Annotated in this window: 23 protein-coding genes; 5 read left to right on the top strand and 18 right to left on the bottom strand. The window is 29.2% G+C overall.

The genetic code is table 11. The annotated features are described in order from the left end of the window. The first annotated feature begins 23 nt into the window (after positions 1–23). On the top strand, positions 24–860 hold the full coding sequence (locus CSPA_RS14525) for a histidinol-phosphatase HisJ family protein (protein WP_015393065.1): 837 nt from the start codon (positions 24–26) through the stop codon (positions 858–860). A gap of 113 nt (positions 861–973) precedes the next feature. Here CSPA_RS14525 and CSPA_RS14520 read toward each other — a convergent pair whose 3' ends face one another. Further along, positions 974–1,750 carry a class I SAM-dependent methyltransferase gene (locus tag CSPA_RS14520; RefSeq protein ID WP_015393064.1) on the bottom strand — a complete coding sequence of 259 codons (777 nt, stop codon included), beginning with the start codon at positions 1,748–1,750 and terminating at the stop codon, positions 974–976. A 214-nt stretch (positions 1,751–1,964) separates the two neighbouring features. Then, positions 1,965–2,471, bottom strand: a complete 507-nt coding sequence (locus CSPA_RS14515; RefSeq protein WP_015393063.1) for a CarD family transcriptional regulator — start codon at positions 2,469–2,471, stop codon at positions 1,965–1,967. A gap of 755 nt (positions 2,472–3,226) precedes the next feature. Between CSPA_RS14515 and CSPA_RS14510 the strand changes: the two genes are divergently transcribed. Next, positions 3,227–3,649: a MarR family winged helix-turn-helix transcriptional regulator gene (locus CSPA_RS14510; RefSeq protein WP_015393062.1), complete on the top strand. Its 423-nt coding sequence runs from the start codon at positions 3,227–3,229 to the stop codon at positions 3,647–3,649. 117 nt (positions 3,650–3,766) lie between these two features. Here the strand turns inward: CSPA_RS14510 and CSPA_RS14505 are convergent, their stop codons facing one another. Then, complete coding sequence (locus CSPA_RS14505; RefSeq protein ID WP_015393061.1) at positions 3,767–4,708, bottom strand: flavodoxin family protein; 942 nt, start codon at positions 4,706–4,708, stop codon at positions 3,767–3,769. 211 nt (positions 4,709–4,919) lie between these two features. On the opposite strand from CSPA_RS14505, the gene CSPA_RS14500 reads away from it, so the two are divergent. Next, a complete protein-coding gene (locus CSPA_RS14500; protein WP_015393060.1) occupies positions 4,920–6,167 on the top strand; it encodes a PucR family transcriptional regulator in 1,248 nt (415 codons plus the stop codon). Positions 6,168–6,274: 107 nt separating this feature from the next. Here CSPA_RS14500 and CSPA_RS14495 read toward each other — a convergent pair whose 3' ends face one another. The 10 genes from CSPA_RS14495 to CSPA_RS14450 form a co-directional block, all read right to left on the bottom strand. Further along, entirely contained in the window at positions 6,275–6,898 is a 624-nt protein-coding gene (locus tag CSPA_RS14495; RefSeq protein WP_015393059.1) for a flavodoxin family protein, read from the bottom strand. A 112-nt stretch (positions 6,899–7,010) separates the two neighbouring features. Continuing rightward, positions 7,011–7,256, bottom strand: a complete 246-nt coding sequence (locus CSPA_RS14490) for an AbrB/MazE/SpoVT family DNA-binding domain-containing protein (protein ID WP_015393058.1) — start codon at positions 7,254–7,256, stop codon at positions 7,011–7,013. A 256-nt stretch (positions 7,257–7,512) separates the two neighbouring features. After that, complete coding sequence (locus tag CSPA_RS14485) at positions 7,513–9,237, bottom strand: sulfate adenylyltransferase subunit 1 (RefSeq protein WP_015393057.1); 1,725 nt, start codon at positions 9,235–9,237, stop codon at positions 7,513–7,515. Between the two features lies 1 nt (position 9,238). Then, positions 9,239–10,138: a sulfate adenylyltransferase subunit CysD gene (cysD, locus tag CSPA_RS14480; protein ID WP_017810604.1), complete on the bottom strand. Its 900-nt coding sequence runs from the start codon at positions 10,136–10,138 to the stop codon at positions 9,239–9,241. A 147-nt stretch (positions 10,139–10,285) separates the two neighbouring features. Then, positions 10,286–10,600, bottom strand: a complete 315-nt coding sequence (locus CSPA_RS14475) for a 4Fe-4S dicluster domain-containing protein (protein ID WP_015393055.1) — start codon at positions 10,598–10,600, stop codon at positions 10,286–10,288. Then, positions 10,590–12,263, bottom strand: a complete 1,674-nt coding sequence (locus CSPA_RS14470) for an adenylyl-sulfate reductase subunit alpha (protein ID WP_015393054.1) — start codon at positions 12,261–12,263, stop codon at positions 10,590–10,592. Before CSPA_RS14470 ends, CSPA_RS14475 begins: the two co-directional genes overlap by 11 nt. Positions 12,264–12,284: 21 nt before the next feature. Then, on the bottom strand, positions 12,285–13,346 hold the full coding sequence (locus CSPA_RS14465; protein WP_015393053.1) for a sulfate/molybdate ABC transporter ATP-binding protein: 1,062 nt from the start codon (positions 13,344–13,346) through the stop codon (positions 12,285–12,287). Between the two features lie 3 nt (positions 13,347–13,349). Beyond that, a complete protein-coding gene (gene cysW, locus CSPA_RS14460; RefSeq protein WP_015393052.1) occupies positions 13,350–14,177 on the bottom strand; it encodes a sulfate ABC transporter permease subunit CysW in 828 nt (275 codons plus the stop codon). Between the two features lie 13 nt (positions 14,178–14,190). After that, positions 14,191–15,015: a sulfate ABC transporter permease subunit CysT gene (gene cysT, locus CSPA_RS14455; protein WP_015393051.1), complete on the bottom strand. Its 825-nt coding sequence runs from the start codon at positions 15,013–15,015 to the stop codon at positions 14,191–14,193. 156 nt (positions 15,016–15,171) lie between these two features. Further along, positions 15,172–16,209: a sulfate ABC transporter substrate-binding protein gene (locus CSPA_RS14450; protein WP_015393050.1), complete on the bottom strand. Its 1,038-nt coding sequence runs from the start codon at positions 16,207–16,209 to the stop codon at positions 15,172–15,174. A gap of 478 nt (positions 16,210–16,687) precedes the next feature. Between CSPA_RS14450 and CSPA_RS14445 the strand changes: the two genes are divergently transcribed. Further along, a complete protein-coding gene (locus CSPA_RS14445) occupies positions 16,688–17,425 on the top strand; it encodes a PHP domain-containing protein (RefSeq protein ID WP_015393049.1) in 738 nt (245 codons plus the stop codon). A 219-nt stretch (positions 17,426–17,644) separates the two neighbouring features. Here CSPA_RS14445 and CSPA_RS14440 read toward each other — a convergent pair whose 3' ends face one another. The 4 genes from CSPA_RS14440 to CSPA_RS14425 all read right to left on the bottom strand — a co-directional run bounded on the left by CSPA_RS14440 (position 17,645) and on the right by CSPA_RS14425 (position 19,348). Next, a complete protein-coding gene (locus CSPA_RS14440) occupies positions 17,645–17,824 on the bottom strand; it encodes a (2Fe-2S)-binding protein (protein WP_015393048.1) in 180 nt (59 codons plus the stop codon). A gap of 60 nt (positions 17,825–17,884) precedes the next feature. Beyond that, positions 17,885–18,064, bottom strand: coding sequence for a DUF1540 domain-containing protein (locus CSPA_RS14435; protein ID WP_015393047.1), 180 nt, complete (start codon positions 18,062–18,064; stop codon positions 17,885–17,887). Positions 18,065–18,158: 94 nt separating this feature from the next. After that, complete coding sequence (locus CSPA_RS14430; RefSeq protein WP_015393046.1) at positions 18,159–18,713, bottom strand: hemerythrin domain-containing protein; 555 nt, start codon at positions 18,711–18,713, stop codon at positions 18,159–18,161. A gap of 11 nt (positions 18,714–18,724) precedes the next feature. Next, positions 18,725–19,348, bottom strand: a complete 624-nt coding sequence (locus CSPA_RS14425) for a hypothetical protein (RefSeq protein ID WP_015393045.1) — start codon at positions 19,346–19,348, stop codon at positions 18,725–18,727. Between the two features lie 899 nt (positions 19,349–20,247). Here CSPA_RS14425 and CSPA_RS14420 point away from each other — a divergent pair. Then, complete coding sequence (locus tag CSPA_RS14420) at positions 20,248–21,300, top strand: galactose ABC transporter substrate-binding protein (protein ID WP_015393044.1); 1,053 nt, start codon at positions 20,248–20,250, stop codon at positions 21,298–21,300. A gap of 221 nt (positions 21,301–21,521) precedes the next feature. On the opposite strand, the gene CSPA_RS14415 is transcribed toward CSPA_RS14420, so the two are convergent. Further along, the gene (locus tag CSPA_RS14415; protein ID WP_015393043.1) at positions 21,522–21,692 is read right to left on the bottom strand and encodes an aspartyl-phosphate phosphatase Spo0E family protein; all 171 of its coding nucleotides are present in this window, start codon (positions 21,690–21,692) and stop codon (positions 21,522–21,524) included. Between the last annotated feature and the right edge of the window lie 271 nt (positions 21,693–21,963).

Genomic DNA, 21,963 nt, shown 5'->3' with positions numbered 1-21,963 from the left:
AGTTAACCTAGGAGGTATATTTTATGTTATGTGATTATCATCTTCATACTAACTATAGTGATGATTCTTCCTATATTATGGAAGATTTAGTTAACGATTCTATAGACATTGGTTTAAATGAAATATGTATTACTGACCATGTAGATTATGTGGTCAAATCAGACTGGGATAAACCCGAAAAAATTCAATACGATGGAGAACGCCCTATTGCCAATGTTGATTATACAAAGTTCTATAAAGAAATAAAATCTCTTCAAGAAAAATATAAAGACCAAATTAATATTAAAATAGGAATGGAGTTTGGTATGCAAAAGCATACAATTGGTAAGTTCCAAAAATTGTTTAATCAATACAACTTTGACTTTATAATACTTTCTTGCCATCAAGTTGATGATAAAGAATTCTGGAACCAAGCTTTTCAAAGTGAGAAATCCCAAAAAGAATATAATGAACTTTATTATCAAGAAATATTACATCTGGTTAAACATTATAAAAATTACAGCGTCTTAGGTCATTTAGATATGATTAAGAGATATGATGAAATCAGTGAATATCCTTTTGAAAAAGTTAAAACTATCATTACAGATATTCTTAAAATTGTCATTTCTGACGGAAAAGGTATTGAAATCAATACTTCATCACACCGTTATGATTTAAATGATCTAACACCATCAAAAGATATTTTAAGATTGTATAAAAACCTTGGTGGAAAAATCTTAACCATTGGTTCTGATACACATAAAAAAGAACATTTAGGGGCTTATATTGAAGCTACAAAAAATGAATTAAAACAATTAGGTTTTAATTCTTATTGCACTTATGAAAATATGATACCAATTTACCATTCATTAGATGATTAGAATATATTGATGAAATTTAATGATTCTAATCATTAGATATTTATATTACATATATCAATAGCTGCCAACAAGGATTTATATTTTCAACGTTGGCAGTTATTATATGTATATATTTATTCTTTTCTTAAAATATCTAATGTATGTGCACTTGCTCCAATTAAGTCTGGTCTTTCACAAGTAGACAAATGGTAATCCATAAACAGTTTAAATGTTTCTTCATCCATTGAATTTAAAACAGGTCTCATATAATTTGCTGGACCATCTGCTGCAATTAATTTGATCCTATTTAATTTTACTTCTTCATTTAACTTATTTATATCTTCAATTCTCACATATTCATATAAATCTTCTGGTTCAGATATTACATGAAAGTCCTTACTAAGCTTGCCATTATCAATACTTGCGCGAATATTATTTTCTTTAAAGCCATAAGTAATTACGCTATATTCATTCATGCAATAAGCTACTAAAATAATTCCACCAGCCTTAGTTACTCTTTTTGCTTCTTCTAGTGCTTTTACTTTATCTTCGAATTTATATAAATGATACATCGGTCCAAATACCAGAGTCATATCAAAAGAATTATCCGAAAATCTTGATAAATCCAAAGCAGTTCCTTGCATTGCTTTAACTGAACTTCCTTTTGACTTTAAAATACCCAAATTGTGTTTAACAAGTTCAATTGCTGTAACATCATAGCCTTCATTTGCTAATTGAATAGAATATCTACCTGTTCCTGCACCAACATCTAAAATTTTAGCACCAGTATTATTTCCTAAAAATTCATGAATATACTTCATGGATGTTAAAAACTCAACTTGTGCATACTTTCTCGTTAATCTTTTATCCTCACAAAACTTATTGTAATATTTTTCTAATTCATTTGCCATTTCTTCTGTTCCTTATCTATTATAAATTTTAATTTAAAACATATAAAAATATTATTCATATAATTTTCTATTATTGCCTAGCAATTATTATACTATATTATAGTTAAAATTTATACCACTTATCCAATTTCATCACATTCCTAAATACAAAAAAATACGTTGATTCAAGAACCTCAATTCTATCAATCAACGTGTTAATATTTTATACTAAAATTTATGCATATCTTTTCATAGATTCAACTATATAATTTTCAACTTCTTCTTTAGATATATCAAGTGAAATTGAAAGTTCTCCTAACAAGTAGTCCTCTGCTACTTTTAAATATTTATTATCAATAGTAGTATTTCTACTTTTTTCCACAGAACTTTTCTTTTTCTTTGAATACAAGGTTTTAACTATCTTAATTAATTCTTTACATTTATATGTATGTATTATCTCTTTGTATTTTTGTTCACGAACCTTATCGTCAGCAAAAGATAAATCCTCTATTAAATTAATATTATTTATTAAATCCTTAGCTTTTTCTTTTGATATTAGTTCCCTCATTATAATCTTATCACTATTAACTGGAATATATACGATACTCTTATTATCATATACCGGCTGCAATTTATAGTATTCACTTGAGTTATTATCTCTTTTTATATCCGGAACTACTATATCAATAACTCTACATACACCATTTCTAGCACACATTATGTATTCATCAACTTTAAACATAATTTTCACTCCTCAACTTATATAATTGGTAGCATTACAATTTATCTTTATTCTTTACAATTAGATACACTTTTTATTCAATTTTCTTGTACTTACTTATAATAACTAAAACTAATATTATAGACTTTATCTACTTATACCATACACATATCATTAATGTTGCAATCTCTAATAAATCATTTCAGTGCGCATTATTAAATATATTTTAACCTCAAATTTTACTATCTCAGCAAATATTTTTCATTTTATATCCATATATGTATATAAATGTATATAAATTTCGAACAAAAATAATTATAGATAAAACATACCTATAAATGTTACCACATGCACCTTTTACATATTATTACTTCTGAATCTCAATTTAAGAAATCGCAAAAAATATTATCATTAATTAATAATGAGAACATTGATAATTAGAACATATATAACTTTAAATTTCATAAAAAAAATTAGTAATTCTAAATATTCGTGGAAAAGATGAGTTACGTATGATACTAGACACTATCTTGAAAATTGTTATTTCGAAAAATCTTTCTCGAATAAAATTATCTTGATAAGTAACAATTAAGAATAAACAGATATATTTACGATCAATAATAGTTTCTTATGCAACTATTATTGTAGACTACTTCTACATATTTGTCAAGAAACAAGAATTATTTGCTGGTATTTATGGTATTTTCATTGACATTTATAGTTTTTTTTTATAAAATCAATGTTGCATTTGAAACTTTATTAAAGGGAGCTTTTTTATGAATAATTTATCAAAATTTATATCTGTAGCCCATCGTCGTACTCAGATATTTTATAAGGAGAATCTTGAAAAACTTGAATTAAAAAGCGGTCAATTCATATATATAGTTTGTATCTGCGAAACTCCAGGACAGACACAAGATGAATTGTCCAATAAATTAATTATAGATAAAAGTACAGTTACAAAATTCTTAGGCCAACTAGAAGCAGAAGGATATATAACAAAAAAAATTAATTCATTCGACAGGCGTGCATTTAATGTTTTTCCTACAGAAAAAGCTATAAAAATCTATCCTAAGATTATAGAAATCCAAGATAGGTGGCATAATTTTCTGCTCGAAGGCTTTAGTAAAATAGAAAGTGATGTTTTTGAAAAGTTAATGGAACTTGTTATGGAAAACAGTATTACAAACAGTAAATAATATAAATTATCCAACTCTTTAAAAGTTAAAATTGAACGTAAAATGAACTGCTTAATGCCAAGCTAGCATTAAGCAGTCCAAACGTAGTTGGTTTAATTCTAAATAAAATAAACTTTATTATATAGTTGGGAATTTCAAATCTTTATATTTAATAAATTTTTCTTTAACAGTGGCTAAATTTTCTTCTGTATAGAAACCACCTTGTGTATGCATAATTTCTTTTACATGTTCTTGTCTACCTTTAGTATCTGTACGATCACGACTCAATCCATCTTCTTGAATTACAAACTTCCACTTACCTCCTTCTGTCTTTTCTAAATTACCGCCTGCACCACATACTTGGCATTCAACTGGGAACAATAATCCATCCCATTGTGGTTCTCCTAAAATCAACGCATTTGAATGACAATGTGGACACCATCCCATACCTTCATCACCAAGCCATTTTCTTTCTGCTACTGGTGTATTTAATGATTTCATTATATTTTCACCCATCTTATGAGCACGTTCAAGCATATCATCATGTAGTAAACATTGTTTTGGAGCTGGTACTCTTGTTGCTAAATACATATCTACAACATTAAAGTCATTTGTGAAACAAGTAGCTTGCATACTTTCTAAGGCCATTGACTGCCATGAACGAGTAGAACCTCCTACAGCAATTAAGCCAGCGACTCTATCTTTATGTTCTATAGCTCCAATAGATTCTAAAAAGGCTGATTCATATGCTAAATTTCTATGCATAAATTTAGAAAATGTTGCTGTTGGCATTAAATCATATGTTGGTGCTGATGCAATTATTGCATCTACATTTAACATAACCTCCATAATAGCTTCTTTGTCATCTTTTTTACTTAAAGTACATCCAACATTCTTTCCATTAGTCATACCATGTGTACATACTGTACAACCTGAACATTCTATAATATTATAATCTCTTAAGTTTATCATCTTAACTTCTGCACCTTGTTCCTGACATGCAAGTAACGCTTCTTTAAGTAAAATTTCAGAATTTGAATCCTTTCTTCCTGCAGTGATTCCTAATACAGTAAAAGCCATAATTAAATCTCCTTTTGTAACATTAATTTTTTATATTATTTTTCTACAATATTTAATTTATAAATTATTTTTGACTTACAAAACTAATTCATTTGTTATAATATTAACATGATTGAAAATTGACTACATCAGAAAAAAGTCTGAAAAAAGCACTTTAAATTGTATATAACTTAGACATTTTTCTAATATGATTATAATTTAGGAGATACTTATGAATGAAAAAAATGACTTAACTAAGAAAAAGTTAGATTTATATGATACTTTATTTTCACAAGACACCATAGATGAAATTCTAAATCAAGCCGAAAGTTTTTTGCAAAATCCTATTTTTCTTTTAGATACAAGTTATAGAATTATTACCCGTTCTAAATATGCTGAAGCTGAAAATTCAAGCATTGAAACTTACAATGGAGAAAATTATCTTATATTTGATACAATTAATCTTATGCAAAAATCTAAGTGCATCGATACAATTTATAATACAAGTAATTCTTTCTTTCATTATTCTGAACAAAATTTGATTTTTTGCTCTGTCAAAATCAATAATATAACTATTGGTTATATTGGTGTCTTAGAAAGCATTCGGAAATTGAAAGAGAGTGATTTAGAATATACGGACATACTCTCCAAGGTTCTATCCATACAAATTCAAAAAGAAAATTTATTTATAAGCAACTCTGGCTTAGCTGAAGAATATTATTTAGTAGATTTATTAGAAAATAAAATTGATAACCTTGAATATTTCAAAAAGCGATTGCAATTTAGTAAATTTAATTTAGAAGAAAATTTATTAATGCTCTCTATACCTTTCAAACAAAAATATAACGATTTTAGACATAATTTCGGATTACAGCAACTAATTAATCAATTAAAAAATATATTAGGAAATTCTATAGCTGCATATTACAAAGACATGATTATAATTCTAGTAAGTAATTCTAATGAATATGTGATCACTGCTGAAGATAGTCTCCTAGAATTTTTAAAATTAAATAACTTAAAGTGTGGAATCAGTTTTGTTTTTAAAAATTTAAAGTTCATTAAAGACTTCTTTTATCAAACTATATATACTTTGAAATTATCTTCATCCATGAAAAGCAGCAAACATATATATTACTTTGATGATTACGTTGAATACTATATGTTTTACATGGCAAGCAATTCTAATAATGATTTGTATAAGATAAGCTTAGAAAATTTAATTCATCCGTTTCTTCGAAAGCTTATAGATTTTGATAAAGAGAATAAATCAGACTTATATGAAACTCTTAAGACTTATATAGAAAATAATAGAAATGCAAATGAGACTTCTCACAAACTAAATATACATAGAAGTACCTTCTTTTATCGCTTAAATAAAATTCAAAATTTATTTGATATATCTTTTGATAGTACCAATAAATTACTAAAATTAGAACTTTCTTTTAAACTCTTAACATATAATCAACTAATTAATTAATTAAAATTTATTTACAAGTTTTTTATAATTAAAAATCCATACTCATTTTAAATCTATATCTAAGAATGAGTATGGATTAAATTATTGTATCACTAAATTTTTCCTTACTAACGAATAAAATTAGTAAATGTTTTAGCTTCTCTTTCTGGAATCTCAATTCCAGCTTCCTTACCAGCATTAATACATTTTAATAGCCAGGCCATATTTTTTCCTAAAGTTCTCATTGTCTGCATTCCTTCTAAATCTTGCTTAACTTCTTCAGGAGTATTTCCATGAACCATATTCCAATATTGAGATGATACTATAGGCATATTTGAAATGGTAAAATATTTATTTAATTGCTCAAATGCAGCTGTAGAACCACCACGGCGACAGCTTACAATTGCTGCGCCAGGCTTATTTGCAAGAAATTTACCATAAGAATAGAAAAATCTATCTAATACTGAGGTTATTGCTCCAGAGGCAGCAGCATAATGTACAGGTGAACCAAAGATAAATCCATCACATTCTTTGGCTTTTTCTATAATCTCATTTACACAATCATCATTAAATACACACTTATTACTTTCTCTGCATCCACCACAACCTATACAGCCTCTTATTGGTTTATTTCCTACATTAAAAATCTCAGTTTCTATATTTTCCTCTTCTAATTCTTTTACAATTTCACTTAAAGCTGTATAAGTACAACCTTTATCCTTAGGGCTTCCATTAATAAGCAATACTTTCATTAAAAACACCTCTTCTTCTTATTATATATAATTACATAATACCAAAATACCGCAAATTCAATTGAACATGCGGTATCAAGGCCCTTTTATCATCAAATTATGCCATACAATTTTATGTATTTGATTTTAAGTTCTCCATACATTCTTCACAGATAAATACACCTTTATATTGGGTAATGCTTTTCATATTACCGCAAAAAGTACATCCAGGAGCATATTTCCTTAATATTACTGTATTTTCATCTTTAAATATTTCTAACGAATCACCTACAGCAATAGAAAGTAATTCTCTTGTTTCTTTTGGAATTACAACTCTTCCAAGTTCATCAACTTTTCTTACAATTCCTGTTGATTTCATAGCCTCTTCCCTCCTAATTATATTATATTATTACTATAATATATAAATCAGTATATTAAAAGTATTATTTTTTCTAATTTTGGTAAAACATTCCGTTTTTTAATAAAATTTAATAATTTATTAATAATATTCATCTTAAATTAATTATATTAATTTTAAAAGAATATTTATTAAGTTTTATTAATAAAGCCATACATATAAAATACTTTATAAGTATGGCTTAAACTTTTATAGTAATTTCTATAATTATTTATCTCTAAATTGTATAGTCTCTAGATTTTTCCGTTTTTTCTCTATTTGTACTATGAAATGCAATTCTTCTGTAAATTTCAAACTTAGTCCATTTTCTTAAAAAAGTTCCTAGAGAATTTTCATTATTATTTTTGTATTCTTCTAAGAAACTTGCAACTTCCTCAGTAGAATACGCATTTACTCCAAAGCCTCTTCCATTAATTATTGGAAGTTCCTGATATTCATAATTATTAATTGACTTGATATTAGTAATTTTTTTATTCCTAACCTCAATTGCAATCCAATCACGAAGAATTAATATATCAAAATTCTCAGGATATTCATAACTATCACCTTTTATAGGAAGTTCATCACCAACAGTATAAATTTTTTCTTCTGCTTTATATTTAAATATAGACGAAGTTTCCGCTTCATAATAAAATTCCTCAAAAAGCTCTCCTCTTGCTTTTAGTTCTTTATATCCAAAAGTAAACTTTTCATTTTTAATCTCATTATTATTAATACCTTCTATAACACCACACGCTGATGTCATATTAGTAATACGATCTATTAAAATAAGCTCTCCTAAAGTTTTATGTGCATCAAATTTATCTACTACAATCTTTTCAGAAAGTAAAATATTACATGCTGCTATTTCGTTTTTAGTTAAAACATTAGTAGGCAAGTGCTCTCCTGTGTTAACATCTATTTTATATTTAACCTCTGTAACAACACCAGTTAACATCTTTGTTCCAACTTTGACAAAATACTCTTTCCCTGCTGCTAATTCTGAATCATCCATCCAAAGAATTTTTGTACTAAAGGACTTACTAGTTCTAATATTTGAGTTTTTTGTAAGCACACATCCTCTAGATACATCTACTTCCTTATTAAGTTGTATTGTAACAGCCTGTCCTTTTCCTGCACTTTGTGAGTCTTTGTTTGTAATATGAATGCTTTTTACTAATGCCTTCTCATTACTAGGAAGCGTTATAATTTCATCGCCTACCGAAATACTTCCAGCTTCAATTTCTCCTTGGAAGCCTCTAAAAGTATGATTAGGTCTACACACTCTTTGGACTGGCATATAGAAGCCTTCTTCTGACTTTGTATTGATATCCACATTTTCTAAATATGGTAAAAGGGCATCACCATCATACCATGGTGTATTTTTTGATTTCTTTGTAACATTATCACCTTCAGTAGCTGATACTGGTATTATATAAACATTCTCTAAAGAAAGTTCTTCTTCTAAACCTTTAATTTGTGCTTCAATTTCTAAGAATCTTTCCTCGCTATATCCTACTAAATCCATTTTGTTTACTGCAAACACAAAGTTTTTTACACCCATTAAAGAGCATATTCTTGCATGTCTTCTTGTTTGTACTAATACTCCTTGCTTTGCATCTAACAATATTATAGAAAGTTCTGCAAAAGATGCTCCAACAGCCATGTTTCTAGTATATTCTTCATGTCCTGGAGTATCTGCTACAATAAAGCTTCTATTATCAGTTGTAAAGTAACGATATGCAACATCAATTGTAATTCCCTGCTCACGTTCTGCCATTAAACCATCTAATAATAGAGAATAATCTATTGCTCCACCTCTGCTACCAACCTTACTATCTAATTCTAAAGCTTTTTCCTGATCTGCATATAAAAGCTTTGAATCATATAAAATATGTCCTATAAGAGTAGACTTACCATCATCTACGCTACCACATGTTATAAACTTTAATAAACTCTTCATCTTAGAAATACCCCTCTCTCTTTCTTCTTTCCATACTGCCTGCTGCTTCATTATCGATAACTCTAGTCGTTCTTTCAGATGATACAGCACTAAGGGTTTCTTCAATTATTGCATCTAAAGTAACTGCATCTGATTCAAAACCACCTGTTAATGGATAACAACCAAGGGTTCTAAATCTTATCTTTTTGTGTTCTACATTTTCGCCTGGTAATAACTTTAATCTATCATCATCAACCATAATGATATTTCCATCACGTTCAATACATGGTCTTTCTTTTGCATAATACAAAGGAACTATATCAATATTTTCACGCTTTATATATTGCCAAATATCGCTTTCAGTCCAATTTGAAATTGGAAATACTCTCATACTTTCACCTTTATTAATTTTAGTATTATAAAGTTTCCACATTTCTGGTCTCTGATTTTTAGGATCCCAGGCTTGTGCTTCATTTCTAAAAGAGAAAATTCTTTCCTTCGCACGAGATTTTTCTTCATCACGACGGCCACCACCAAAGGCTGCTGTAAAACCATATTTACTTAAACCTTGTTTTAAAGCCTGTGTCTTCATGATATCAGTATAAGCTGATCCATGGTCAAAAGGATTAATTCTTTGCTTTATACCATCTTCATTTGAATGGACAATCATCTCAATTCCTAATTTTTCTGCTGTCTTATCACGAAATTCAATCATTTCTTTAAACTTCCATGTAGTATCAATATGCATAAAAGGAAATGGTGGCTTTTCAGGATAAAATGCTTTCATTGCAAGGTGTAGCATAACAGAACTATCTTTACCAATAGAATATAACATTACTGGCTTTTCACATTCTGCTGCTACCTCTCTAATAATATAAATTGCTTCTGCTTCTAATTTGTCAAGATGTGATAATTCACTCATTAGTAATCCCCCTGTTTTATTAAAATTTATTATGCTTAATGCTTTAACCTGCATTTTAGGTAAAAAACTCCTAATTGTGCTGCGTACTTTTTTATATCTCCTTTCCAAAAAGCCCTAGGCTTTTCAACCATACCTATAAACTGCTTCCTAGTATTCGTTGGAGTTTTTCTTATTAACCTCTATTATTTTTTTCTCTCCATGACTCTTTTCAATTATCCAAGACATAATATCCTTATCTTCTTTTACATAAAGCAGACTTCCTTTTCCACCCATGTCAGCACCTAAATAGTACTTTATAGCAAGAGCTTTACATTCTTTTATACAAGATGCACAGCCCCAACAATCTTTAGGGTATTTGATGATTGCTTTATTATCTTCATCCATAGTTATTAAATTTCCTGGACAAACATTTTTGCATTTTGTACAACCTACGCAGAGATTTTTATCAATTTTAATGCTCATATTTATCACCACCATTTATTAAATCTCTAAAGATTATTTTTACTTTTCCATCTTCAAATTTAGAATTAACATACTTTAACCATTTGTCATCATCTTTTTCTGGATAATCTAGGTTTTCTCCAAAGCTATGCCATCTAGTTTCTTTTCTTGCTCTTAAGTGAGCTATAACAGTTTTACAAACTGTTAGTCTCTCTTTTAATTCAAAGACTTTCATCAACTCATACATATCTTCAGCTTTTAAATTTTCACTTAAAGATTCAAGGTTTTCTATTTTTTCTTCAGCTAAGTTTAATTGCGTCTCATTATATTGATAATGACTTCCTATTCCACCAGCATAAGTATCCATTACTTTTTGCATAGCTTCTTCTAAGTCATCAATACCAAATAAATCTTTTTCATTATTTAAGAACTTATTAATATAATTAACTTTATCTTTTATAACTTCTTCTTTAATCTCTTTATTTTCTTTTCCATCTATATAATTTAAAGCTGCTAACGCTGCTATTTCACCTTCAACTAAAGCTCCAGTTACATATTTTTGTGGACATCCTCCTGCTACATCTCCTGCTGCATAAAGACCTTTAATTGTTGTGCTTCTATCAGTATCAACCCAATATCCACTTGCTGTATGACCTCCAACAATATATGGTTCAGTACCTTCTATCTCAACATTATCTTCACTTGGTCCCTTGCCATTTTCAATCCATTTTAAAGTTTGGCTTGGAGACATGTTAAGATATGCCTTCATTAAATCTTCATCTTGTTTCTTTGTTATTCCTTCAGTTTTTAAATAACAAGGCCCTCTTCCTTCTAAAGTCTCTTTAACTGTTCCATATACTCTTTGAGCTGTAGTATTTCCGTATTTATATTGATATTCTTCGCCTAAAGCATTTACCTGTTCTGCTCCAACTCCTTGAGCTAAAGTTCCAGTAGGCGATATAGTATCCTTACACCTTAAAGCTATAAATCTCATTTCAAAAGTTGTCATTTCTGCTCCAGCTTTTATTCCCATAGCAAAACCTGCACCTGTATTAAATGGACTATACCACATTTTATGTCTTGAGAAACCAGGATTATTAGGTTTGTATAATCCAGCTGCTCCTCCTGTTGCACAAATCACTGCCTTTGCTTCTATTACATAAAATATATCTTCATGGACTGATGCAGCATAAGCACCTACTATTTCATTGTCTTCTACTATATACTCAATTGCATTTACTCCATTTAAAACATTAATATTTAAATGTTTTGTAACTTCATTTGCTAATAATGGTTTTATATTCTCACCATTAATTTTTATATTTCTGTTCCCTCTAGCTACATATTCGCCATTTTCATCTTTTAATATTACGAGTCCAAAGTCTTCAAGTCTTTTAGTAACCTTATTTAGATTTTCTGACATTGTTAAAAGCAAGTCTTCTCTAACTATTTCTTCTGCATCTTGTTTTGCATAATCAACATAATCCTGTGGCTTTCTTCCCTTTACAATGTACGCATTAAGTGCATTAACACCAGCTGCTAAGCAGCCACTTCGCTTTATGTTAGCCTTGTCCAAAACTATAACGCTCTTATTAGAATTTTCAGCTATGGTAATTGCTCCATAACATCCTGCTGTCCCACCACCAATGATTAAGACATCAGTTTGAAGTTTTTCTATTTTCATGCTTTATCCTCCTTAGGAATTTTAAATAAATACTGACATCTCTTGTGTCTTTATTTTATTTTCAATTACTTTTGCATTTTTATCATTGAAAGCATATACCCTATGAATTAAAACCAAAACTTCTTCTCCAATTTTTAATGGTTCTTCTTCTAAGCTTCTGTATCCGCTTAATAACTGCTCTCCAATTTGAACATCTACTTCAATATTACTTCCTCTAAAGGCTGTTCCTTTTACAATTCCTTTTTCAGCTGCAAGAGGAGTTAATATTTCAGAATCATTTTTAGCCAATTGTATAAACTCAGGTCTAACTATAGCTTTTGTTTCTCTAACATCATCTTCAAAACCTTTTAATTTGGTGTAATCTTCTATAAGATTAGATTCTCCTATAAATTGTGCTACAAATGGTGTTTTAGGATTTTTATAGATTTCAACTGGAGTTCCTTTTTGCTCTATTTTCCCTTTGTTTGTTATTATTATTTCATCTGCTACTTCTACAGCTTCATCTTGATCATGGGTTACAAAGATACTTGTAATTCCAAGCTTGGATATGGTTTCTCTAAGCCAGCTTCGAAGTTCTTTTCTAACCTTTGCATCTATGGCAGCAAAAGGTTCATCTAATAATAATAATTTTGGATTTGGTGCAAGGGCTCGTGCAAAAGCTACACGCTGTCTCTGTCCTCCAGATAATTGGCCAGGATATCTTTTTTCAAGCCCTTTAAGTCCAATAAGTTCTATAAGCTCCATAACTCTTTTCTGTATTTCATCCTTTTTAGCTTTTTGTATTACAAGTCCAAATGCTACATTATCATATACTGTCATATGTCTAAATAAAGCATAACTTTGAAACACAAACCCAATGCCTCTTTTTCCTGGTTCAACATCATTAACTTTTTCCCCATTTATAATAATGTCACCGCTATCTGGAGTTTCAAGGCCAGCAATCATCCTAAGTATTGTAGTTTTTCCACTTCCACTTGGACCTAAAAGCCCTATTAATTTGCCTTGCTCTATTTTAAAGTTAACATTATCAGACGCTTTAAAATCTGCAAATGTTTTATTTACATTTTTCAGCTCAACATACATCCATTAGCCCTCCTTTTTACTTTTCCACTCGACAAAATTTCTTAATATAAGAATAATCACTGCAATAATTACTAAGATAGAAGCTACTGCAAATGCAGCTGCATATTGATAATCATTATATAGAACCTCTACATGCAGTGGCAAAGTATTTGTCCTTCCTGCTATATGCCCTGATACTACTGATACCGCTCCAAATTCTCCCATAGCTCTTGCTGTACAAAGAATTATTCCGTATATAAGTCCCCATTTTATATTAGGTAGAGTTATTTTTCTAAAAATATAAAATCCACTTGCACCCATCATTGCTGCTGCTTCTTCTTCATCGGTTCCTTGAGTATTCATTAATGGTATTATTTCTCTTGTTACAAATGGAAATGTTACAAACATCGTAGCCAGAACAATTCCATAAGTTGTAAAAATTATTCTTATATCATAATTTTTCAAAAAATCCCCTAATATACTTCCTCTTCCAAATGTTAATACAAGTAATAATCCAACTACTACTGGAGAAATTGCGAAAGGCAAATCTATAAAGGTTCCAAGTAAATTTTTCCCTTTAAATTTAAACTTAGTCATTACCCATGCTGCACATAAACCAAATAGAGTGTTAAATGCTACAGAAACTATTGTAGCTACAAAAGTAAGCTTTATAGCTTTCAAAGTATAATTATCTGATACTGCTTTAATATAAACCCTCACACCTTCAGACATAGCACCTGAAATTATAGTTATTAGTGGTATTATTAACATTAGGATTAAAAATAAAATACTTATAGTTATCAACGTGTATTTAATAATATTATTTTCTTTTTGATTTAACCTGCTTTCCATATCATCTCACCCCTTATATCAGCTTAACCTTATTTAATCTCCATTGAATTACGTTAATTGAAAATAATATTAAGAATGATATAAGCAACATTCCTAATGCTATTGCAGTCGCTCCATTATAATCATACTGTTCAAGCTTAGACATAATTAAAAGTGGGGCTATTTCTGTTTTCATAGGCATATTCCCTGCAATAAAAACCACACTTCCATATTCACCAACACCTCTTGCAAAGGCAAGTCCAAATCCAGCTAGCAGAGGTGGAAGAATTTCTGGAAATATTACTTTAAAAAATATGCTTATTTTGCTTGCTCCAAGCATTAGTGCTGCTTCTTCATATTGATTATCCAAATCTTCTAATACAGGCTGAATAGTTCGTACAACAAAAGGAATTCCTGCAAAAATAAGTGCAATTGTAATTCCAAATAATGAAAATGCTGACTTTATTCCTAATGAGTATAAATACTGTCCTATTAGTCCATTTTCAGAATATAAACTTGTAAGAGCTATACCAGCAACTGCCGTCGGTAATGCAAAGGGTAAATCAATTAAACCGTCAACAAACCTTTTTAATGGAAAATCATATCTTACTAGAACCCAAGCAAGAATTATTCCAAATACACTATTTGATGCTCCCGCAATCAGCGCACACATGAAACTTACCCAATATCCATGCAAAACTCTTTCTTGAAATATAATGTTAAAAAAACTCCCTATTCCAATTCCTGCTCCCTTCATAACTAGTATAGATAAAGGAATTAATACGATAAGCCCCAAATACAAAAGACTAAAACCCATAGTAATTCCAAAGCCAGGAATCACCCTTTTGCTCCTCCCCATTTCAAACACTCCAATCCTAAAAATAATTTCTATTTATTCCTTTTTACTTATTGCACGTTTCTAAGAAAAGTCCGAAGATTTTTCTTCCTAAACTGTGAACTGTAAATTGTAAACTGCCATCAACTCACAACTCTTAACTCATAACTCCTAACTGATTTAAGGTTTGTATATTTGATCAAAAGTCCCCCCATCAGCAAAATGTGTTGTCTGAGCTTTAGCCCATCCTCCAAACTCCTTATCCACTGTAACTAGGTTAATATCTTGAAAGTTACCTTTGTATTCTTCAGCCACTTCCTTATCTCTAGGTCTATAATAATTTTGTGCTGCGATTTCTTGACCTTCTTTACTATACAAGTAATCTAAATAAGCTTTAGCTACCTCACGCGTACCTTTCCTATCAACTACCTCATCAACAATAGCAACTGGTGGTTCAGCTAAAATGCTAAGTGAAGGTGTTATTATTTCAAACTCGTCTTTTCCAAGTTTATTGAGCGCTAAATATGCTTCATTTTCCCAAGCTATAAGCACATCCCCCATTTTTCTCTGCACAAAAGTTGTTGTTGCTGCTCTAGCACCTGAATCCAATACTTTAACATTACTATATAATTTTGAAACAAAATCCTTTGCTGCTTCTTGATCCCCATTATTTCTGTGTGCTGCATAAGCCCATGCAGCCAAGTAATTCCATCTAGCTCCACCTGAAGTCTTTGGATTTGGTGTTATGACTGAAACATCATTTTTTATTAAATCATCCCAATCTCTTATATTCTTTGGATTTCCTTTTCTCACAAGAAAAACAATTGTAGATGTATATGGCGCACTATTTTCATTAAATTGATTTTGCCAATCTTTCTTTATGAGACCTGTTTTACTAATCTGATCAATATCATTTCCAAGTGCCAGTGTAACAATATCAGCATCTAAACCTTGACTAACTGATCTTGCCTGCGCTCCTGACCCACCATGTGATTGATCTACAGACACATCCTGCCCAGTTTTTTGTTTCCAATATTGTGAAAAACTCGCATTAAATTCAGAATAAAATTCTCTTGTAGGATCATAAGATACATTTAAAAGTTCAACCTTTGATTTCCTATCAGCTGCATTACTTTTTGTCGATTTGTTTAAACTAACAAAAATACCAACAAATAAAATAATACAAATTACTAATATAGCCCCCTTATTTTTTTTCACAATTTCCTCTCCTTTCAATCGCTATAATTATTCTTATATGTTTAATAGGTTTTGACCATGAAAAATATAATAGAAAAATTTAATACATAACTTTTTCTATCAATATTACACTGACTTTCAAATATAATTTAACTATTTAACTCATAACTATTTTAAAGTTTCTTATTAAAGCATAGCTGCTCTCTTTATATGCGCAAAACTCCTAACTGAATTAAATTCCTAGTATTTTTATAAACATTATATGAAAATAACTATAATGTATATCTATGCAATTGTCAATAAATTTGTTCAAAATATATATTCAACTTATCAAATACCAACTAGTTACTTAAATTACAAATAGAAACCTCATGTTTCCATAAAATTAAGCGCATATAATATTTTCAAACTTAAACTATACTTTATATATTCATATTTGCCATTTTTTAAATATTGTTTTAAAATAAATCATGAAAATAATAACAAGGAGCATATTTAAATGATTGATTTACATATTCATACCACTTCATCAGATGGTTCTGATGAACCTAAGAAAATTCTAATTGAGGCACAAAAAGCAGGTTTAAAATATATTTCCATTACCGATCATGATTCAATTGGTGCTTATAGAAAACTTAACGATATTAACATACATGATTATTTCGATGGCGAAATTATACCTGGGTGTGAATTTTCAGTTGTACATAATGGTACACCAATTGAGGTATTGGGATATGGTATAAATTTGGAGAAAATAAATTCTCTTGGCATAGTTTCTGATGAAAAGTTTCTGGAAAGAGAAAATACTTATCTTAGAAAAATGATGGAAGTATGCAGGAACCTTGGAATTAAATATAGTGAAAGTTTATCAATTAATGGAAAATATTTTGCAACACAAACAATGCATGCAGATATAAAAAAATATCCTGAAAATGAAAAATTCTTTTCTAAAGAAATATGGGATAAACTTAATGCCTTTTATAGAACTTGTGTAAATAATCCTGATAGCCCATTCTTTCTTGATCAAACTAAAAGTTATCTTACAGTTCCAGAAGTGGCTGCTTTAATACATAAGGCTGGAGGTAAAGCTTTCCTTGCTCATTTATACGGATATTATACCAATAACCATGAAGAATTTCTAAATTCAATAGTTTCTTTAAATGCTCTCGATGGAATAGAATGTTACCACTCTCTCCACTCACTTGAAAAAACTAGGAGAAAGCATTTCTGGAATTAAAATTCCGAGTGATATAATTTCCAGTTGGCTTCCTAACAATTTCTTCAAACTGAGAGCTTAATTTTTTAAAATTTACCATGACAAACTAAATTTCATTATTTTATAATCCTTTCATAAATAATTGTCAAAAAATTACGACCACTTATATTAAGATATTAGCATCTACATATAAGTGGTCGTAATCAATTTTCACTTTAGCTTACAGACTTTGATTTATTATTATTTTTCTAATAATTCCTCAATTAAATCTTTAACATTTTCAACACAGCCACCACAGCCAGTGCCAACATTAGTAACTTCTTGTACTTCCTCAAAAGATTTTGCCCCATTTTTTATGGCATCTTTTAAATCTTGTACCGAAACATTCATACATGAACATATTATCTCATGGTTATCCATTTTATTTTCTCCTTAAACTTTGAAATTTTTTAAGAATTTGCAATGTCATAACTGAGACTTTTATAAACCTTGATTTTCAGGCATAAATGTAGCACAATCTGTTTCTTGAGTATCATGTGCATTTTTTGGCTGTACCTCTATTTGTTGTGCAGTACAATGATCTCCTGACATATAATAGTGACATGTGTTAACAACACATTTGATTCCTGTATTAGGTGAACTCATTTTTTCTGGTTTCATAATTTTTTCCTCCTAAAATTATAATTTATTTAACAATAATAGTATTGTTAAAATAGCTTTTATTATACTGGTAACTTTAGGAGTAATTAATTACTTAATTATATTTTTCTTCAAGTGATTCTAATAATTTAATATACTTGTCTTGAACTCCGTTTTTTGACATATCTTCTTCAAAAGCTTCACATTCCATATTAACTTTATTTAAGGTATCACTGCAAAGTTCTCTCTTTGCAAAAGGATATGCAACATTATCTTCTTTATCTATATGTCTATTTAGAAGATTAGCATATCCTATAGCTGAAGCTATTACATCAAGTTTTGCATCAGCATCACCTAGCTTAACCTTTGTAAGTGCCTCTTCAAGTTCTTTGATATGGAATCTACCCAAATCATGTTCTACAAGCATTCCGAATTTTACTAACTTTTCAGCTGGTCCACCAATTTCTTCAACCATTCTATTAAACAGGAGTTTTTCTTCCTTACCATGATGGTGATTATCAGCATAATTTCTTACAAAATCTATTATTCTTTCAAAATCAGCATAATCAATTTCTTTTCCATTCATAATACCAAGACACGCTTTTCTAATTACTAGCAACATTCTCTTTATATTTTTATGCTCTTCAATCATTAAGTTAATTCCATCCATTAAAATCACTCCTATTTACTTATTTTATTTATCCCGCCTTCTGCTCTAGTATATTTATATCCTGTAGCACTTGCACTTAAAAATCCATTAATCCAAGCCTCTCTGAAATCATGATAATTATTTACATCTCCTCCTACTGCATCCCAAAAACGCTTATGAAGATCCATTGTTGTTTCCCATGTAATTGCTGTTTCGCTATTTTCAATGATATCATTCACCCTATCACAAGGCATCCCTTCAAGCATAAAATCAAATATTAAGTTAAATAGTTCTTGAGGAGTAGCTTCATTAATTCCTATTTCTTTCATTGCAGCGATTCCATTCTGAGAGAATATATAAGTAATCTCTTCCTTTGTAATTACATTTTCTTTTAATAACTCAGTTACAACGTATGCCAATCTGCTTTCTACACTTGTAATTCTTTCTTGAAGCCAACCATGAATATTAGTATGCTCAATTTCATCTTCTAATGAACCTGTTATTGGTGCTCCGTATTTTGCATAACTATCATTTATTAATGCTACACTATTATAACCATTCTTATTTGCTAATTCAGCTATATTAACTACTAATGCCTCATGTAATTTTATTTTATCATATAACCAATAATGTATTTTCCCTAAAAATGCGCTCATATTTTTTCCTCCTAAATTTAAATGGCTTAATGTATTGCAATTAAGTCATTATTCTTTTTTTTATTGATTTCCTTAATGTGCAAAATACTATAATTTTATTCATTTCTTTTTTACGATTTTTTGGCGAATTCATTTTTCTCATATATATAATTAGTATTATGCTTACTGTATGATGTAATAATACTATAATTATCATTTGTTTTATGTATCATATGTTACGATTATTAATTTTTACAATATTCTAATATTTTCTCTTCTTCACCTTTAAATATTTCCGCTAACTATAATATTACTTCTTGTTCACCTTCTGGAAGATCTCTTATTGTATTTTTGATTTTATCTATAGTCATATTCTTCATAAAATAAAATTACCACCTTAATGTTATTGTGGAATATTATATTATATAAAACTAAAATAATCCATAGTATAAATATTGGGAATTTACTAATACTATAATTGCTAATCTTTTATAGCTTGGCAGGTTGCCAAAAGACAGCGAATTAATTAATAATTTACTGTCTTTTGTTCTTTTTTCAAAAAAACCGATATAATACTAGTAACCAAACATTCTTAGTTCATGTATATACTTAAAGGACTCATATTTTATGTATGATTCCTATTTTTTTATTAGTTCATAATTTCAATAACTCTATATACCGAGAACTCTTCTTCTCTACAATATATTTATTAACATAAACGACATTTTCTCCATGTTGTTTTAATCCTCTATGTGCATTAACAAAAAAGTTCATGTTACATTTCGTTTTTATGATATATGTCCATTAAAATAAAAGCAACAAGGATTTCGAATACTTGCTGCTTTTATTTTTTCATTCATTGGTATTAAGGAATGTTATTTAATTTTAATGCCATACTAAATATGAAAGGTGGCTTTGAAATGAAAATATTCAAAACTCTATTCTTATTTCTCATTATAATTATAGTGACTATCATGTCACTATCTTATACTAAGATACATGCTAATTCACAGGTTATTCCAAAAAAACAAATTAAAACTGCTGTATTATTATTTACTTTTGATGATCCTTATATTTCTTTAGTTCGTAAAGGACTAGAAGAAATTCAAAATAAAAACACTAGTAGTGTCAATTTTACATTTTATGATGGTAAAAGAAATCAGGAGATACAAAATACTCTTTTAGATTCTGTTCTTCAAAGTGATTATGATCTATTGTTATTAAACTTAGTCAGTTTAGATCAAGGTACAATTGAATCAGTTATCTACAAAGCAAAGCAAAAAAATATTCCAATAATATTATTTAATACAGTACCATTTGAAATAAGTCCTATTAAATCTTATAATAAAGCTCTAGTTATATCGACTGATGCTATTCAATCAGGTATTTTACAAGGCAATCTTGTTGTAAATAAATGGAATTCAAGCAAAAATGATATTGATAGGAATGGAGATAATATATTGCAATATATTATGCTAACTGGTCCAGAGAATATTACAGTGACAATTGCAAGAAGTTTATATTCTATTTCAACCATTAATCAATCTGGAATAAAAACTCAAGAAATTCTATCCAAGACTTGTAATTGGGATGAGAAATGTGCAGAAGATTCCATTAAACTGCTATTTTTAAGCTATGGAAAAAATATAGAAGCGATAATTTCAAATAATGATGCTATGGCCATAGGTGCTATTAATGCATTACAATCATATGGCTACAATAAAGGAGATAACTCAACATATATTCCTGTTTTCGGGATTGACGGAATACCAGAAGCTATAGATTTAATTGATAGAGGAATTATGTCAGGTACTGTATCACAAGATCCAAATCAAACAGCTGAAGCTCTTTATGTTGTAGGAATGAATTTAGCTAATAATTTAAACCCGCTTCAAGGTACAAATTATAAATTTGATGAAACTGGGGTTACAATTAATATGCCTTATCATGAATATATACCACGTAAACAGTAATCAAATATTATATCAATAATAATAGAGTTATGGCTGACACTTTTATTCAAAATACTTAAAACTAAGTTAATACCACCCGTAACCGGTGGTATTCTAAATACAACAAAAGGCACCACACTTCAATTGATATGTGATGCCTATGTTACTAAAATTACGTATTAAAAAATGCAAATTCATTTTCTTAAATAATCAAGGAGAGACTTTTCAATCCCTCCCCTTTTCTACTTGTCTACTTTGTTAAGTAAATTATTATACTCATTCAAAGCTTTATCAAGTTCCTGACTTGCTGTGACAACTTCTTGATCTATCAGAGTTGGTTTTTCGTTGATTAAATCTAGCAAAGCTTGTCTCATTTCACAAATCTTTTGATTGATTACTTTCACTTTCTCCATTATATCCCTCCTTTCGCTACTTCATCATAGCAAAAAAAGAAATACTGTTTATATTGTAATTATTAACAATTTATTGTATAAAAAAAGACACCCTTATTTCTATAAATGTCTTAACTATTTTATAAAGGGGTTTGAGAATTTATTAGATGTTCCAATTTTCTTCTTTTCCCAATTACTATTCTATCTCATTTTAACAATGTGCAAAATCCATTAGGTGATACTTTGCATTCCTCTTCTGATTCTCTATTCCATTCATTATTACAGTTATGCA

The organism is Clostridium saccharoperbutylacetonicum N1-4(HMT), from assembly GCF_000340885.1.
GTDB lineage: Bacteria > Bacillota > Clostridia > Clostridiales > Clostridiaceae > Clostridium > Clostridium saccharoperbutylacetonicum.
The sequence above is the reverse complement of the archived record's forward strand: the minus strand, read 5'-3'. Positions and strand labels throughout refer to the sequence as shown.